Source organism: uncultured Enterococcus sp. (genome assembly GCF_913775425.1).
In the GTDB taxonomy this organism is placed as follows: domain Bacteria; phylum Bacillota; class Bacilli; order Lactobacillales; family Enterococcaceae; genus Enterococcus_G.
In genome coordinates this window covers 1-17667 of record NZ_CAJYIS010000019.1, presented here as the reverse complement: position 1 = coordinate 17667, position 17667 = coordinate 1, and the positions used below count along the sequence as shown (strand labels likewise).

16 protein-coding genes and 1 rRNA gene are annotated in these 17667 nt (G+C 38.4%); 5 read left to right on the top strand and 12 right to left on the bottom strand.

Annotated features, from left to right (window positions below; translation table 11 throughout):
• Positions 1-15: 15 nt before the first annotated feature.
• On the bottom strand, positions 16-738 hold the full coding sequence (locus QZ413_RS02005; protein ID WP_297075731.1) for a DUF4811 domain-containing protein: 723 nt from the start codon (positions 736-738) through the stop codon (positions 16-18).
• On the bottom strand, positions 735-2213 hold the full coding sequence (locus tag QZ413_RS02000; RefSeq protein ID WP_297075729.1) for an MDR family MFS transporter: 1479 nt from the start codon (positions 2211-2213) through the stop codon (positions 735-737). Before QZ413_RS02000 ends, QZ413_RS02005 begins: the two co-directional genes overlap by 4 nt.
• 143 nt (positions 2214-2356) lie before the next feature.
• Here QZ413_RS02000 and QZ413_RS01995 point away from each other — a divergent pair, with 143 nt between their 5' ends.
• Positions 2357-2833, top strand: a complete 477-nt coding sequence (locus tag QZ413_RS01995) for a MerR family transcriptional regulator (RefSeq protein ID WP_297075726.1) — start codon at positions 2357-2359, stop codon at positions 2831-2833.
• Between the two features lie 18 nt (positions 2834-2851).
• On the opposite strand, the gene QZ413_RS01990 is transcribed toward QZ413_RS01995, so the two are convergent.
• Positions 2852-3529 carry a TerC family protein gene (locus QZ413_RS01990; protein ID WP_297075723.1) on the bottom strand — a complete coding sequence of 226 codons (678 nt, stop codon included), beginning with the start codon at positions 3527-3529 and terminating at the stop codon, positions 2852-2854.
• A 346-nt stretch (positions 3530-3875) separates the two neighbouring features.
• Between QZ413_RS01990 and QZ413_RS01985 the strand changes: the two genes are divergently transcribed.
• The gene (locus QZ413_RS01985; protein WP_297075720.1) at positions 3876-4775 is read left to right on the top strand and encodes a LysR family transcriptional regulator; all 900 of its coding nucleotides are present in this window, start codon (positions 3876-3878) and stop codon (positions 4773-4775) included.
• A gap of 22 nt (positions 4776-4797) precedes the next feature.
• On the opposite strand, the gene QZ413_RS01980 is transcribed toward QZ413_RS01985, so the two are convergent.
• The 6 genes from QZ413_RS01980 to guaD all read right to left on the bottom strand — a co-directional run bounded on the left by QZ413_RS01980 (position 4798) and on the right by guaD (position 11429).
• Positions 4798-5817, bottom strand: a complete 1020-nt coding sequence (locus tag QZ413_RS01980; protein ID WP_297075717.1) for an NADH:flavin oxidoreductase/NADH oxidase — start codon at positions 5815-5817, stop codon at positions 4798-4800.
• 71 nt (positions 5818-5888) lie between these two features.
• The gene (locus tag QZ413_RS01975) at positions 5889-7286 is read right to left on the bottom strand and encodes an ABC transporter ATP-binding protein (protein WP_297075715.1); all 1398 of its coding nucleotides are present in this window, start codon (positions 7284-7286) and stop codon (positions 5889-5891) included.
• Positions 7283-7981: an energy-coupling factor transporter transmembrane component T gene (locus tag QZ413_RS01970; RefSeq protein WP_297075714.1), complete on the bottom strand. Its 699-nt coding sequence runs from the start codon at positions 7979-7981 to the stop codon at positions 7283-7285. Before QZ413_RS01970 ends, QZ413_RS01975 begins: the two co-directional genes overlap by 4 nt.
• A gap of 11 nt (positions 7982-7992) precedes the next feature.
• Positions 7993-8577, bottom strand: a complete 585-nt coding sequence (locus QZ413_RS01965) for an MptD family putative ECF transporter S component (protein WP_297075713.1) — start codon at positions 8575-8577, stop codon at positions 7993-7995.
• Between the two features lie 150 nt (positions 8578-8727).
• Positions 8728-10062 carry a uracil-xanthine permease family protein gene (locus QZ413_RS01960; RefSeq protein ID WP_297075711.1) on the bottom strand — a complete coding sequence of 445 codons (1335 nt, stop codon included), beginning with the start codon at positions 10060-10062 and terminating at the stop codon, positions 8728-8730.
• Entirely contained in the window at positions 10062-11429 is a 1368-nt protein-coding gene (gene guaD / locus QZ413_RS01955; RefSeq protein WP_297075773.1) for a guanine deaminase, read from the bottom strand. The genes QZ413_RS01960 and guaD overlap by 1 nt, the downstream gene beginning before the upstream one ends.
• 286 nt (positions 11430-11715) lie before the next feature.
• On the opposite strand from guaD, the gene QZ413_RS01950 reads away from it, so the two are divergent.
• The 3 genes from QZ413_RS01950 to QZ413_RS01940 all read left to right on the top strand — a co-directional run bounded on the left by QZ413_RS01950 (position 11716) and on the right by QZ413_RS01940 (position 14600).
• Complete coding sequence (locus tag QZ413_RS01950) at positions 11716-13092, top strand: amino acid permease (RefSeq protein WP_297075709.1); 1377 nt, start codon at positions 11716-11718, stop codon at positions 13090-13092.
• Between the two features lie 60 nt (positions 13093-13152).
• Positions 13153-13989 carry an NAD(P)H-hydrate dehydratase gene (locus tag QZ413_RS01945; RefSeq protein ID WP_297075706.1) on the top strand — a complete coding sequence of 279 codons (837 nt, stop codon included), beginning with the start codon at positions 13153-13155 and terminating at the stop codon, positions 13987-13989.
• Positions 13990-14057: 68 nt separating this feature from the next.
• Positions 14058-14600: a DUF2179 domain-containing protein gene (locus QZ413_RS01940; protein ID WP_297075702.1), complete on the top strand. Its 543-nt coding sequence runs from the start codon at positions 14058-14060 to the stop codon at positions 14598-14600.
• A gap of 73 nt (positions 14601-14673) precedes the next feature.
• Here QZ413_RS01940 and glmS read toward each other — a convergent pair whose 3' ends face one another.
• The 3 genes from glmS to rrf all read right to left on the bottom strand — a co-directional run bounded on the left by glmS (position 14674) and on the right by rrf (position 17658).
• Entirely contained in the window at positions 14674-16485 is a 1812-nt protein-coding gene (gene glmS, locus QZ413_RS01935) for a glutamine--fructose-6-phosphate transaminase (isomerizing) (RefSeq protein WP_297075699.1), read from the bottom strand.
• A gap of 139 nt (positions 16486-16624) precedes the next feature.
• Entirely contained in the window at positions 16625-17482 is an 858-nt protein-coding gene (locus QZ413_RS01930) for a YitT family protein (protein ID WP_297075696.1), read from the bottom strand.
• Positions 17483-17542: 60 nt separating this feature from the next.
• Positions 17543-17658 (bottom strand): 5S ribosomal RNA (rrf, locus tag QZ413_RS01925).
• Positions 17659-17667 lie beyond the last annotated feature (9 nt).

The window sequence follows — 17667 nt, the reverse complement described above, 5'->3', positions numbered from 1 at the left end:
TGAATGGTTTCTTTTTTATTTCGATTTGACTTCTGCTAAGGCTTTTTGAATCGCTTGCGCTTGAAATTCAGCCGTTGCTTTTTCCGTCAAGGCTTTTTGCTCTGCAGCAGATAAGGCTGGATTTTTCTTCATCGCTGCCATCACTTGCTCTGTTACATAAGTTTTGCCGTCTTTTTTTAATTGATCTTGCTGTTTGGCCATCAATTCCCCAAATGCTTTGACTTGATCAACTGTTAATTCAGTCCAAGTTTCAGGTAAATAAAATGTATTGTGTTCTTCCGTTAGTTCATGATCATTATCTGCGATCCCAAATAATAAACGTGACCAATCGCTTTGATATTCCCAATAGGTCTTACTTTGAACTAAGGTCGCTTGATCACCACTTGCTTTTTTCACTTCATTTACGACATGATCAGTTCCTGTTTTGGCAGGTGTTTTTTGATCTTGTTTCGTATTATACAAGTACACTTTTTCCGTACCATCCCCTAAAGGTTGATACATCAAAACATTGACTCCTTCACTATTGATCGAACTATAAAGAGTTTGCCCCTTGTCTTTAGTCGTAACAGTTACTTTTTCCATACCGAAATGTTGTGAATAATTCAATGTGACCAACGTCAAGCTAGCAATAAACACTAACCCTAACACGACGGCGATGGTGTTTTGAATCGCTGATTTCGCAAAAATAAAACTTCCTGCAAATAATAGAGCACTAATCACTAAAATCACTAAAATCATTTTGCGATCGCCTCCTTTTCAGCTTTAGTTGCTACAACTTTATTGGTGATAAAGAAAGCAATGATCAATCCGATCAAACTAAACCCAACAGCTACTAAAAAGGCTGCATGATAGCCATCAAGCATTGCTGAAGTTGCTTGTGCTTTATAGGTTAACGGTGTTGCATCTAACACAGCTTTTTTAGGCATTGAATCATTGATACGATTTGTCAACACACTGATCAAGATGGCTGTTCCTACTGAACTTGCTACTTGTCTAAATGTATTGTTCACAGCTGTACCGTGTGTGACTAATTTTTGTGGTAGAGCATTCATTCCAGAAGTCGTAACCGGCATCATCACCATCGAGATCGCGAACATCCGGATCCCATATAATACGATGATGTAAATCACCGGGGTCGTTTCAGTTAAAAACATAAAGGGTGCCGTAGCGGCAGTCAATAAAAACATCCCCGTAATGGCTAAGCGTTTAGCTCCGATTTTATCAAAAATAATTCCGGTAATCGGCATCATTACCCCTAAAGCCAATGCTCCTGGTAGTAACATCAATCCAGAATGGAAAGCTGATTCACCACGAATATTTTGGATGTATAACGGTAACACCATTTCAGCTCCAATCAAGGCCATATTGGTTACACCTGATAAAATCGACGCAATCGTAAAGATCGGTGATTTAAACACACGTAATTCTAAAAATGGTGTATCTAATTTCAATTGACGGATACTAAAAATGGCGATCACAATGATCCCAACGATCATAAATGACCATACTTTCATACTCTCCCAGCCATCGTCACCGACACTTGAGAAGGCATAAAGAAGTGAGCCAAAACCGACAGAAGACATTAAAATCGACGGAATATCGATTGCAGGATTCGATAATGGAATCACACTCTTCATCATGAAAAAGGCTAGGATCAATACAATAATCACGATTGGAATGATCATACCAAATAGATCACGCCAAGAATAGTGATCGATGATCCAACCAGATAATGTTGGTCCTAAAGCTGGAGCTAATCCAATAACAATCCCAGTTGCACCTAACGCTGCTCCGCGTTTTTCTGGAGGGAAGATTGTTAACATGATGTTTTGCAATAATGGAATCGAAATCCCAACACCAGCAGCTTGTACCAAACGTCCAGCTAATAAGATTGGGAAACTAGTTGCCGCAAAACATAAAATTGTTCCGATCAAGAACACGGTCATTGACCATAAATACAACGCACGAGAAGTAAACTTGTTCATCATCCATGCTGAAATTGGGATCATAATCCCATTTACTAATAAAAAGCCAGTTGTTAACCACTGCACTGTTGCTGCAGTGATATCAAATGTTTTCATTAAAGTTGGAAATGCTGTAGTTAACAGCGTTTGATTTAATACCGTACAAAATGTTCCGATTAATAAAACCGCAACTAATAGCGTTCGATTATAGGGTTTGCCATATATATCGACAGCTTGATTTTCTTTCATGGTGGACCTTCCTTTCATAACTCAAAATTCTGATGCAGCATGCTATACTTTAAACTGTTTTCGATTCTTTGTCAACTAACTTGACACACTTGGAAATAAAAGTATAATCGAGGTAGATTAATTATCAAGAAAGAAGGATACCCATGTTTTCAACCTTACGCAAATGGTTAGAAAGTGATGAACTGCGAATTGGAATCAGTGAATTGAGTAAAATGAGCCAAACCTCGCCACGTCAGTTACGCTATTGGGAAGAAAAAGGCTATATTACATCGATTAATCCAGAAACATCTACTCATCGGTCGTATCGATTACAAGCTGTTGTGATGGTTGAAATGATCAAATATTATTTAGACCAAGGATTTACACTAACAAAAGCTGCTGAAAAAGCACAAGATCGCCTTACAAAAGTGCAACATGTTCGCACTGTCTTCTCTAAATTTATCAAAGATTCTGAAGTCATCGCTGATCGATTCGTTTTATTTACCATCGGCAAATTCGAAGCAAAAAATGAACGCTTATTGATCGTTCATGATCTAAAAGAAGATACGCTAGATTATCACGTCATTGTTGGCGATGCACCTATCGATTACAATGCTTATTGCACAAAAAAACTTGAGTAGTTACTACTCAAGTTTTTTTTATTTATAAGACTGCACCTTTTTGCGACTGAATAATTGATAAAACAAAAACAACACCACACAAAACATCAACGGAATCACAATAGTATGACTGATATTTGGTACAATATGATTCACAAAATCAGCCGTTAGATGGTCTTCAATGAACATTTTGCCAGCTGTATAGGCAATCAATAATGCACCGATCCAAACTAAAATCGGGAAGCGATCCATTAATCCTAACACCAACTGACTGCCAAAAATAATTAGCGGAATGCTAATGGCAAGTCCTAATAAAGCGAGCCATTGATTATCTGATGCTACTCCAGCGATCGACAAAATATTATCCAAGCTCATGATCAAATCTGCGACCATAATCGTTCCGATCGCGGACATAAAAGATGTCGTTGCTTTAGACGAGTCGTCAGGTTCTTCATTGGCTACTAAAAGATCATAGGCAATATAAAACAATAATAAGCTACCAATGATTTTCACATATGGAATAGCTAAAATTTGAATCGCAATCAACATCAGTAAGACACGTAGTACGATGGCCCCTGCTGTTCCAATAAAAATCGCTTTCTTCCGACTTTTCTCATCTAAACGCTTGGTTGCTAGTGCAATAGCCACGGCGTTATCCCCACTTAACACAATATCCAATAATATAATTGATGCTACTTTTGTTACGATTTCAAGCACGTATCCATTCCCCACTTTCCCTATATCTGCTCTAGAATAACAAGTTCTATCCATAGGGTCAAATTTTTCACAAAAAAAGTGACCCTTTATAAAAAAAGGCTCACTTTAGTCGATTTATACTGCACCATACTTGTGCAAAAATCAAAACAATCATCGGAAAAAGCAAAAAATAGAATTGGCAGATTCTATGCTTTGCTTTTCGGATCAATCCGTTCGAAAGGAAATAATCAGCTATTTTGCTCGTTTTGTTTTACAAGAACTACTTTACTCCGAGTAAAAAACTATAGTCAAATTTACGAACTATGATAAAATATTTTTATATGAAGCAAAAAAGGCTGGTATAACAATGAATTTTAAAGATATCGAATATTTCCAACAATTGGTTACCGAAAAAAATTTCACAAAAGTGGCTCATTTTTTCAAGGTAAGCCAACCTACTGTTACGTATGCCATCAAACGCATCGAAAATGAACTCGGTGTCGTCTTATTTGTACGTGATCAATCTCACCATAAAGTTGAATTGACTGCGGCAGGTAAGCTTTTTTCACATCATGCTACAAGTTTACTGACCGAACTGGCGATCGCAAAAAAAGAACTGATGCAACTTAGCGAAGAAAAGGTGCGTTTTGGTCTTCCACCAATCATTGGCAACTACTTTTTCCATGAGTTTTCACAAGCCCTGATTCGCGACCAACTACTAGACTATTTAGAAATTATTGAAGGCGGCTCTAATGAATTGACCAAGCGTTTAAAAATGGGTCGCATCGATATGGGTGTGGTCGGCTCCATCCAACCTTTACGCGATCCTCATCTGATCAGTGAAGTGTTGATGATCCGTGATTTTGTAATCGTGGTCAGTCCTGAGCACTATTTAGCTACACGTGACTCTATCTCTTTTCGCGAACTCGCACAAGAAGAATTTCTACTTTTAAATGAACACTATATCCACCCTATGGCGCTAAAAGCATTCGCAACCCAGGCGCATATCAGTCCGTTGATTCGACATCAAGGACAGGATTTAGCTATTTTAAAAAGCATGATTCGCGCAAATATCGGAATCGGTTTTTTAACCGAAATGGCGATTTTTGATGAAGATCAATTAATCAAGATTCCAATCACAGATGCAGATCAGCCCCGTTTTTGGGTCTCTTTAGTTCGTAGTCATGAAGCGCCAAATTCACTGATTCGTACTCAATTGATCGACATCATCCATGAATTATTATCTGAAAAAAAAGAAGGGGCGTGACATAAAACTGTCACGCCCTCTTTTAAAACCGAATGCCACGTTGATATTGTGTGGGAACGGTTATTGTTTTCCCTGTTTGCTGTGCAGCATGGATCGTCCAGTAAGGATCTGCTAACATACCACGACCAATCGCGACCATATCAGCTTGACCTCCTTCAATCACTCCTGCTGCAAAAATCGGTTCTTCTAAACGACCTACTGCGATAACTGGTAATCCTGTAGCAGATTTAATGGCCACAGCAGCTTCTAGTTGGTATCCTTTTGGTGAAGTCGTAGGCCCAAATTGACTTTCGCCTCCTGTACTGACATGAAATACATCCACACCTGCTTTTTGATAGGCTTTTGCTAAGCGACAGCCTTCTGTTAGATCGTATCCTTTAGGTGCATATTCTAACGCGCTAATTCTAAAAAATAAAGGCATCGTCGTTGGCATCACTTCTTTAACTGCTTGAATGACCTCTACTCCAAATAACGTCACATCTTGATACATATCCGTTCTTTGATTTGTCAATTTAGATTGAAATTGATGGATCAAATAGCCATGAGCGCCATGCAATTCAATAAAATCGACGCCAGCTTTTAATGCACGAACTGCCGCATCTTGAAATTTTTGTACCATCGCTTGCGTTTCAGCTGTCGTCAAAGCATGTGGTGTTTGATATTCATCAGAAAATGCCAGTGCTGATGGAGCCACACTTTGTGGCGCATCTTCTGCTTTACGACCAGCATGTGCTAATTGAATTCCAATTTTTACATCAGGTTCCACTGACTTTATCGATGCAATCATTTCTTTTAATGGAGCGATTTGCTCATCGTCCCAAAGCCCTAAATCATAATCAGTGATTCGTCCTTCTGGTGATACATCAGTCATTTCGATAATGAGTGTTCCAGCTTGTCCAACTGCGCGACTTGTATAGTGTTGTTTGTGCCAATCATTCACTTGTCCATCTTTTTTAGTAACCGAATATTGACACATTGGCGGCATGACCACACGATTTTTTACAGTCATTCCCTTAATAGTAAATGGTTGAAACATATCCATGATTTAATCCCTCCTAAAAATAGTACCATTAGTGTAACACAAAAAAGCCAGATCACTCTGAATAAACGGCTTTATCCAGCAATGATCTGACCTTTTTCAAATTGTAAGATACGGTGGGCTGTTTGATTTAAAAACTCTTGGTCATGGCTAATCACTAAAATCATCAACCCTTGCTCAGCTAATTCACGTAACAAGGCGCTGACTTGCATCATATTCTTAAAATCCAATCCACTCGTTGGTTCATCGAATAATAAGATCTTTTTACCGGATAAGATAGCACTAGCAATCACTACACGTTGTTTTTCACCACCAGATAACGTATGAGGATGCCGATCGAGTAGGCTTGTTAAATTAAAACGCTCGCAAATTTCATCAAAACGCTCGGGTACCTTTGCTTTTACCAACAGTTCTTTGCGTACTGTCTCAAAAAACAATTGAAGGTTTACATCTTGCATGACAAAAAAACATGCATCGATTCGTGCTTTTGCTTTCATTACATCTCCATTTAAAGAAATTTGGCCTTTTTTTAAACGAACTAAGCCGGAAAGTACTTGAAAAAATGTCGATTTTCCCGCACCATTTTCTCCAGTGATTCCGATAATTTCTTGATTGTTTATCGTCAAACTCGGAATACTCAACGCCCATTCTTTTTGTTTACGATAGCGATAGCGCACCTCTTCAAACGTCAAAGAGATCGTGGCCGGCTGAATGAGTGGATCCACTGTATCTTTTGTGTCCACTAATTGACGTAGCCCTAGCGCTTGATGCTCTGATGGCGTCAACGCAAGCATTTGTTTTGTTGTAAATTTTCGGATCATTTGTCCGTTCGCAAAAACAAAAAAATGATCTGCAATATCAACCAAATAAGCCAAGCGATGCTCCGCAATCAAAATCGTGACCCCTTGTGCTTTTAATTTCAACAATGCCTCTTTCAGACGTTTTAATGCGGTGAAGTCTAAATTACTAGCCGGTTCATCCAATAATACCAATTTAGGTGCGAGCATCGTCGCAGCTGCAATCGAGACTTGTTGTTTTTGACCTCCAGATAGTGAAAAAACGCTCGCATCTTGGATCGGTTCTAGAGCAAAATCTTTGATCTGTTGAGCGACACGCTGTCTGATCACTGCAGATTCATACCCAAAATTTTCCATGACAAAAGCTAATTCTGAAAGTACATCTGTTGTAAAAAAATGTGTTTTGGGATTTTGAAATACGACACCAAATTTTTCGATGTACGTTGCAAAATCAGCTGCAGGCAATTGTTGATCAAACACCCTCCAACTACCTGTAACCTCTCCTTCATAAAGTTCTGGATATAAGCCATTTAACACATTAAATAGTGTTGATTTCCCACTCCCGCTTGGTCCACAGATCACGATGCATTCACCAGTATGAACATCAAAATCTAATGCGTTTAAAATAGCCACTTGATCTTTTGTCGTAAATCCAGCTTGTTTTACTGTAATCATTTTATCCACATCCTTATGAGTAAACACCCTACGATTACACCAATTAAGATATAATCATAGCTTTTTAAGCGTAGTTGATAGTAACTTGTGTGCTCATTTTTATTTCCTAATCCTCTAACCAACGCACTAGCCGAAAGATTCAGTGATGTTTCTTCTGCAGAAAGCAATAAGGGAACAAATAGATATTCCATCGTCTGCAATGGATGACGAAATAAGGCAAAAAAGGATACTGCAATTCCTCTAAATTTCATCGCCCGTCTGACATAAAGAATCTCTTTGATCGCCATTGGAAAAAAGCGAAATAAAATCGCTAACGGAACCAACACAGTCGCAGGAATACGCAAGCGTTGTAAGGCTGCCAACCATTCACTGATTTTTGTGTGATCTAATGCAAATGTGACGGCCATGATCGTTGGCAAAAGACGACGATTGCCAACTGCTAAAAAGTCGAGCAACGCGCCAATAAAAGAGGGTACATAATAAAATAAAAATTGGTCTGCTGCAAAAAGTGCAAAGAATACGCCAACAAAAAATAAGCCTTTTTTAAATGAGCCACTTAAGACTAAACAGCTAAACATCAAACCGATCATGATGCACTCTAATAGAAACGATAATGGAAACATCAACGAAATACTCGCAAAAAAGACCACACACAGCTTGCTACGTGGGTCAAATTTTAGATAATTGTAAGTCATACGACCTCCTATTATGCTGTCTTTTTAAAATGCTTATTAAATAAATAACTTCCTAAATAAAACCCAAAGATCGAACCAAAGAACACGAGGGCCATACTTGCATAAAAGACATTCATTGTCACATGTTCAAATACTTTGTCTAAATATGCTTGATCTTTTCCTCTAGCAACTAAAGACGCTTGGTACGCATTCTTCATAAACCACAACGGTAGAATCGGTCCCATGAGTCCAAAACTAAACACAATGTAACTGATCAATGTACGTAATTTTTCAGAAATTTTTGTTTTTGTTTGGATGAGATCTGCTAAGAAAGCAAATACGATATTCGGTACGGCAGCTAGTGGAAAATGTCCCGTAAATAAAAAGAAAATACCAACGACGCTCCCCATAATCGTAATTGCACCAAATTTAGGGACGCGTTTGATCAATAATAAATAGACGATCCCCGTAAACATCGCACTAACTCCTGGAATAAATAAATTATGAAATCCTGGAATAATAAATCGTAATACTAATAAGCAAACACTCATCATCAAGAAATAAATAGCCGTATAAATTCCTGTCGCAATTAAATCTTGTACTTTTAACTTGTTCATGTATCTTTTCCCCTTTAATCGTCAAAACTTGTCGATCATTCATTTTGAAAATGGATTGTATTTCCAAGTGTTCAGTATATCACAACTACTCTCAAAAGATAGGAGACAATGCTCGTTTTATAAAAAAAAGAGTAGCAAAAGCTACTCTTTTTAGGCTACAGTTTTTGTCGCTGGAATTAATTTATTCATCACAATCGCTACGATCGCACTGATGGCAATCGGCGAATCCAATAAGTATTGGACAAATTGTGGTGCAGATTGTTTCACCTCTGCAGGCATAAACAATAATCCAATCGCACAAATCAATGGTACCCCAATAATATATAGTTCACGCTCAGAAAATTCCTCATGTTTGATGACACGGAACCCGCTTAACATAATGATCACGCAAACGACCGCAAATACTCCACCAATGACTGCAGTTGGGATCGCATTGATCAAACTAGATAATTTTCCTAAAAATGATAACGCAATAAACCAACCTGAAGCGACGATGAAGACTTTGCGACTAGCGACACCAGTGATCGAGATGATCCCAGCGTTCGTTGAATACCCTGTAACTGGTGTGGTTCCAACAAGTGCAGCAATCAAACAGCCAATTCCTTCCCCGATCACGCCTTTATTGATTTGCGTATCTGTCAGTGGTTCTTCAATCACTGCGCTTACCGCATACCAAGTTCCAGTCGTTTCTGCTAATAAAACTAAATAGATCACGAGCATCGTTAAGATTGCCGATAAATCAAAATGAACACCATAATTGATAAAGGCGACTTTTGGTAAACTAAAGAACGGTGCTTGGGCAACAGTCGTTGTATCAAATCCACCCATTAGTGAAGCAACTAGCGTACCACCTGCTAAAGCAATGATAACCGAACTGATACGAAATACTTTACCTAGTTTAGGGAAATAGACCCCTAGCATCGAAAACAATACTAAGATAACTGCGGTAATGATAGCTAGAAAAATATTTTGATTGATTGATAATGCATCGCTAGACACATAAATATTACTTGTAAATGCAGAAGGTAATAGTGTCAAGCCTACAATCATGATAATCGTCCCACTCACGATAGATGGAATAAAATGACGGACGATATGTTTATAGATTCCAGTAAAACCTAATAGAACGACTGCCGCTGCACCGACTAAACTTGACCCAATTACAGTATCCATTCCCTTAGAACCTAGAAAAATACCGATAATCGCTCCAACAGGTACGAATGATGGACCTTGACATACTGGGAGTTTCAAGAAAAATAGAACTTGAATCAACGAAGCAATTCCTGCTCCTAAAAATGTTGATTGAATTAAACCGGATGCATCGCTTGATGACATCGCAATCGCTGTCGCAATGATAAATGGCGGAACATACACGTCCATTGCCAATACATGTTGTAAACCTAATAGTAGAGCTTGACTATATGGAATGTCATCATTGACCCCAATCGTTAAGTTGCTCTCGTTTTGTTTTGTTGTTGATTCCACTATCTTTCCCCCTGTTTTTCATGAACTAGTTTTCCTTGGACAAAGACTTGACGAATATTGCTTTGATCGGATAAATATAAAATACGTGCTAATTGTGCTTCAGCTTGATCGAATGCAAAATTTGGGAGTGGATTATGCGAATGTGTCGGATCGATTACTTGGGCATCAAATGCAAACCCTACTTTGAAACAACCGATCGGCAAGTCCAATGCTTGTCCGCCTGCTGTTGTGGCTAAATAAAAGGCATCTAATAACGATAATCGAGAATTTTCTAGACCACCGCGTTCAGCTAAAGGTTTATTCGCATCGACACCTTCTTCTAACAGGCGACTACTCATGACCGCTTGGCGAATATTTTCATAAAGACTTGGTGAAAACCCACCAGAGATATCACTGCCTAGCCCTACTGTCACTCCTTGACTTTGCAATCGTTTGACTGGCAAGACACTATTGGCAAAATACGTATTCGAAATCGGACAATGTGCCACTGCACTTTGATGTTCATGGAAAATCTCGCCATCTTCATGCGTTAAAAAGTTTCCGTGTGCCATAACTGATTTACGTGTCAACAGGCCAAAATCTGCAAGTACTTGTGTATCGCGTTTGCCAAAACGTGCATAAACGTGATCGTGTTCCCATTGGCTTTCGCTACAATGAGATTGAACGTGAACTTGATACGTCGCCGCTAATTTCCCTAAGCCGGCTAAGACTTCTTCTGTACAACTCGGAACAAATCGTGGCGTGATCACCGGATAAACTCCTTGAATATACTCCATCTTCTTTACAGCTTGTATAAATGCTTCGGTTTCAGCCAATGCTTGTTTAGAACTTTCATCACGATAAAAATCAGGTGTCGTTTCCACATGATCCATCACGACTTTTCCGACAAGTCCCCTTTGCCCCATGCGACCACAAATCTCGGCTAATGCTAAACTGGCTTCAAGATGTACGGTAGCAAAATACAAAGCGGTCGTTGTTCCTCTACTTAGTAACTGTTGAACCAAATCTTGATACACGGTCTTTGCAAACGTAAGATCTGCATACTTTGCTTCTAATGGAAACGTGCATTCCTCTAGCCAAGTCGCTAACGGTTCATCTAATGCGATACCTGCTTGTGGCCATTGTGGAGCATGTACGTGTAGATCGATGAATCCTGGTAACAAGACTTGACCTTTTGGGATCGTCACGACTGTATTTGCTTGTTGTATAACATCTGCTTTTATTCTATCAAAATCCGGTTGTTTCTCTAAAATCAACGCTTCAATCATGCCGCGCTCATTTAATAGAAACAATCCATGACCAAACTCTAATGTTTTAGGAGTTGGTACATGAAAAAAATCAGCTTCGATCACTTTATCAATCATCATTTTATCCATTGGTCCTTTCAACTAGATTCTCCTATTATAATCTCTTGAATCTTTTTTTCAATAATTTTATTCAAAAAAATGTTATTTTTCATTTTAAAACATTTGTTTTTAACCAAAATCCGAACATTTAGAAAAGAAGACAGTATAAATGTAAATTTAATGAATTTTTAGAAAAAACAGTGAATTTATTCTCATTTTATTTTCATGTTTCTTGATAGAAATTTGCATATAATTTTCATTTAAGTATAATTAGACTAATGTACTACATAAAGGAAAGGATGTTTTGATGGCGTTAGAAAGAGGATTAAGTAATCGACATGTCCAGTTGATCTCCATTGGTGGAGCAATCGGTACCGGGTTATTTTTAGCATCGGGAAAATCGATTGAACTTGCAGGACCGTCAATTTTACTTGTCTATTTGATTGTTGGTTTTTTTATATTTTTAATTATGCGTGCACTTGGTGAATTATTGCTTTCCAATCTTGATTGTCATTCATTTGTCGATCTAGCAGAACATTATTTAGGCAAACGTGCTGGATTTATTACCGGTTGGACGTATTGGTTTTGTTGGATCAGTGTAGCGATGTCTGACCTTACTGCAACAGGAATTTATATGCGGTATTGGTTACCTGGTATGCCACAATGGGTGCCTGCATTTATCGTCTTATTAAGTTTGATGGCGTTAAATTTATTGTCAGTAAAATTATTTGGGGAAATCGAATTTTGGCTTGCGTTGATCAAAATTTTAGCAATCGTCGCCTTGATCATTGTCGGAGGCTATATGATTGTGACGCAAATGGATTTTGGCACACATCAAGCAAGTTTTCGTAATTTGTATCGTTTTGATGGCTTTTTCCCCAAAGGTTGGGTTGGCTTTATATTGGCGTTTCAATTAGCTGTTTTCTCCTTCACTGGAGTCGAATTAGTTGGACTGACTGCCGGTGAGACAAAAGATCCAGAAAAAGTGCTACCAAAGGCGATCAACAATATCCCGATACGGATTTTACTTTTTTATATCGGTTCACTTGCCGTCATTATGAGTGTGCATCCTTGGAAAATGATCGATCCAAGTAAAAGTCCCTTTGTTACGGTCTTTTCTACGATTGGAATCGCTGGTGCTGCAACAATGGTCAACTTCGTCGTAATCAGTTCTTCGATTTCTGCTTGTAATAGTGCGATTTTTAGCACGAGTCGAATGCTTTATGGCTTAGCAGAAAACAACCACGCTGGAGCACGTTTTGCTAAGGTCAATGAACGTAAAGTACCAAGTAATGCTTTGTATCTTTCAAGTATCGTCATCGCATTGACCGTCATTTTAAACTATGTCATGCCCTCACATGTATTTAACTTGATTGCAGGGATCTCTACGGCATGTTTCTTATTTATCTGGAGCGTGATTTTAGTCTGTCACTTACGCTATTTGAAGGTCACAAAAGAAACAAATGGAACGAGACCAAAATTCAAATTGCCCTTTGGCCGAATTGCAAACTATACAAGTCTCGTCTTTCTAGCTCTGATCGTCGTGATTTTAGGCATTTTACCAGATACACGTATCTCATTGATCATTACACCTATTTGGTTTATTAGTTTATACGTCATCTTTAATACAAAATTTAAACATCTTACGTTTGAAAATAACCAAACGCTAAATGATCAAGAATAAAACAAAAGCGATGAGAAATCATCGCTTTTTTGATACAGTAAAGAAAAAGGAGGAATTCACATGGAAACTTTAGCCCTTGACTTACTAAATGAGACGATCAAAAAACGACCCGAAAATAGCCACAAAGGTACATTTGGGCGAGTATTGTTAATTGGCGGCAATCGTCAATACGGCGGAGCCATCATTATGGCTGCAACCAGTTGTCTTTATGGTGGTGCTGGTTTAGTCAGTGTGGCGACAGATAAAGTCAATCACGCAGCGCTACACGCTCGTTTACCTGAAGCAATGGTGATCGATTGGGATGATCAGACCCAATTAAATGAGCAAATCAAACAGACCGATGTCCTTGTTATTGGCCCAGGCATGGGTGTGGATTCATTTGAACACACTCGTTTAATGGAAGTTTTAGCGCAACAAGCAGAACATCATGTTTTGATCATCGATGGCTCGGCAATTACCATACTTGCCAAAACGGAGTTTACTTTCAATTATCCTCAACAAGTCATTTTCACACCTCATCAAAAAGAATGGGAACGCTTGAGTGGATTATCAATCGATGCTCAAACGATCGAAAACAATAAACAAGCGCAAGTAAAACTCAATAGTGTAGTTGTCGTCAAAAGCCATCGGACAACGATTTATACGACTGCTGGTGATTACCTTAATCCTTACGGTAATCCTGGTATGGCAACAGGTGGAACTGGAGATACTTTAGCTGGTCTGATCGGTAGTTTTGTAGCCCAATTCAAGCAAATATCTTTACCAAAACGCGTAAGCAGTGCTGTGTTACTCCATAGTTATATAGGCGATCAACTTGCAAAAGAAAACTATGTCGTACTCCCAACAAAACTAAGTGAACAATTGCCTCAAGCGATGAAATTTTTCTCAGAAAAGTGAGTTTTATCAGCATTTTAAAAGCTTTTTAATTGAATATTTGATAGGCTTAGGATAAGGAGTGTGAAAAAATGGATGTTAAAATTTTATTGATGACCTTTTTCATCAACTTTTTTTATGTAACGATCAGTACGATTCGTTTTATGTTGACGATGAAAGGGTATCGCCTTGTTGCTCCTTTACTGAGTATGGTTGAAATCACGATCTATATAGTAGGTCTTTCGCTCGTATTAAATCGTTTGAGTAATCCAATCAATTTATTTGTCTATGCTTTAGGGTATGCAGTGGGTGTCAGTGTCGGGATTAAAATCGAGGATCGTCTAGCGTTAGGATATATTATGACCACGGTCATTTTACCAGCCGATACTGAGGAAGAAAAAGCTTTACCAAAAGTCTTGCGCGATAATGGTTATGGCGTTACCCAAAGCCATGCTGAAGGGTTGTCTGGCGAACGTTTAGTCCTCGAGATTTTGTCACCACGCAAAAATGAACGCGATCTCTATCAATTGATCAAATCGATAGAAGAACGAGCCTTCATTATTACGTATGAGCCAAAATATATTTCAGGTGGTTTTTGGACAAAAAAAGTGCGCAAACGTCAAAAAAATATCTAAAAAAAGAGCCTTCGGATACGAATCTCAAAGTGAGCAATGATGCTTTTTTGAGATGGATCCTTGGCTCATTTTTTTATTCTACAGTTACTGCTTTTGCTAGATTACGCGGTTTATCAACATCATACCCACGATGTAATGATGCATAATACGCAATCAATTGTGTCGGAACAACAGTGACTAATGGAGTTAAAAACTCATGCACATTGGCTACGATCAATTGGTCGCCTTCTTTGGCCAATGCTTCGCTAGCAATCACAAAAGTACTTGCTCCACGACTTTCCACTTCTTTTAAATTCCCACGCATATGTGCGCCAGTCAATGTATCTGTGACTAAACCAAAGACAGGTGTTCCATCTTCAATTAACGCGATCGTCCCATGTTTTAACTCACCTGCTGCAAAACCTTCTGTTTGGATATATGAAATTTCTTTTAATTTCAACGCAGCTTCCATTGAAACAAAATAATCTGCTCCACGACCAATGTAAAATGCATTACGTGTCGTCGCTAACAACTCTTTCATCGCCTGATCGATGGTTTCTTTTTCTGCAATAATCGTATCCATCGCATTTGCTGCGAATCCTAATTCTTGTACAATATCAAATTCGATTGCTTCTTTGCGGTTTAATTTCATTCCTAATGCTTTTCCTAAAAGATTCATCAACGTTACTTGTGCGGTATAGGCTTTAGTAGACGCCACTGCGATTTCTGGTCCAGCGTGCAATAATAACGTATACGTTGCTTCACGTGATAAAGTTGAACCTGCAACGTTTGTAATCGTTAAAGCTGGTAAGTTCAATTCATTCACTTTCACCAATACTTGACGACTATCTGCAGTTTCTCCGCTTTGTGTTAAGAAAATGAAAAATGGATTTTTAGATAGCATAGGCAAACGGTACCCGACTTCACTAGATACATGAAGTTCGACTGGAATCCCCGTCATCGTTTCAATCGCATGTTTCGCTGCCCATCCCGCATTATAACTTGTTCCACAAGCCACAACATAAATACGATCACTTTGGCTCATATGTTCTAATAACGCATCATCGATTGTTGTTTGACCATCTTCTGTAACATAAGTCTGTGCGAGACGACGTAAAACAGCTGGTTGTTCATCGATTTCTTTTAACATATAGAAAGGATACATTCCTTTTTCAGTATCCGCTGCATCTAACTCAGTCACAAAAGCTTCACGAGTCACAAGATTTCCTGCTTGGTCTTCAATCACGATCTCATCCGCGCGAACAAATACCATTTCACCATCGTTGATCTCTACAAAACGATTGGTTTGAGTCAACATTGCCATCGCATCACTACAAATGACGTTAAATCCATCTCCTAAACCAATCAATAATGGACTTTTATTTTTAGCTACATAGATCGTATCTTTATCTTCGCGATCGATCATAGCAAATGCGTATGATCCGTGGATCTCTTTTAATGCACGACGAAACGCATCGGCAGTCGACAATCCTTCTTTTTCAACGAAATAAGCGACTAAGTGAATCGCGATCTCCGTGTCAGTCTCTCCAATAAAATGATCTTCTACTAAAAAATTCGCTTTTAATTCATCGAAGTTTTCGATCACACCATTGTGGACCAATACAAAACGACCAGAAGTAGAGGTATGTGGATGGGCGTTGTGCTCACTAGGGACACCATGTGTCGCCCAGCGTGTATGCCCGATTCCCATTGTTCCATTTACTGTTTCATTTAATTTATCTTTTAAGTTTTGGATTTTTCCTTTTGATTTCACTAAGTGATGATGTGTGCCATCTGTTAAAAAAACACCCGCTGAATCATATCCGCGGTATTCTAATTTATCTAAACCATATAATAAAATATCTTTTGTTTGTGGATTTCCGATTACTCCTACAATTCCGCACATTTGTTAAAAACCTTCTTTCATAATTGGTATACTCTATATTTATACCACAAAAAACTGTTTTTACAAGTTTTTAAGCTATATTTTCTATTTTTTATTTAAAATGGTATATATCAATGATAACAATAAAAAAAGAGAACGATTATGCGCTCTCTTTTCCTTCTTCCATCAATTGATGTGTAAAGCCTTCTCCGATCACATTTTGTACTTCGTTGACAATAACAAAAGCCTCAGGATCGATACGATTGATAATTTTTGTGACTGCAAGTAACTGTGGACGACTAATCACAATGTACAAGACCGGGCGTTCTTCCTTGGAATAATAGCCTTTAGCATCAAAAACTGTAATCCCGCGCTGAATCTCTTGATCGATCGTGTGTGCGATCTCTACGTGATGTTTTGAAATGATTGTAATCGCCTTTTTCGGATTAAACCCTTCAAGTAAATAATCCAAGACTTTAGTTGAAACATAAAGTGAAACAATTGTTAAGATCATACTCTCGATCCCAATAACAAACACCGAAATCAATACGACTAAAATATCGATGAATAGTAATGCATAACTCACATTCCAACCTAAAAACTTATTTAATATCTTAGCTACGATCGCACTTCCTGCAGTCGTCCCATTACCTAGCATGATCAGTCCCATTCCGGTTCCCATCAAAAATCCTGCGGCTATTGCAGCAACAATCCGTTGATCAGTATAAAAATGCCAGTCATGTGTCAGATTCAAGAAAAAAGACATAAATGCCATTGCAGCTAATGTATATAGTACTGTTGCTCGATCCAAAAATTTCCAACCAATCAATAACAAAATTCCATTTAAAACCAAATTGGTCCAAGCAGGTGCCCATTGATAAAGATAATATAAAATCATCGTAATCCCTGTGACTCCTCCTTCACCAAGATCATTACTAATCGCAAAATAGTTTACAGATACTGCGAAAATAAATGCACCAAGTAAAATTTGAATTACATTTCGAACAATAAGTTTCATTCTATCTCCTCCAAACTGACTATAAAAAAATAAGCAAGAGCATGAGCTCTTGCTTGACTTGCATGGCGACGTCCTACTCTCACAAAGGGAAACCCTTCACTACAATCGGCGCTAAGAAGCTTAACTTCTGTGTTCGGCATGGGAACAGGTGTGTCCTTCTCGCTATCGCCACCACACTATTGAGT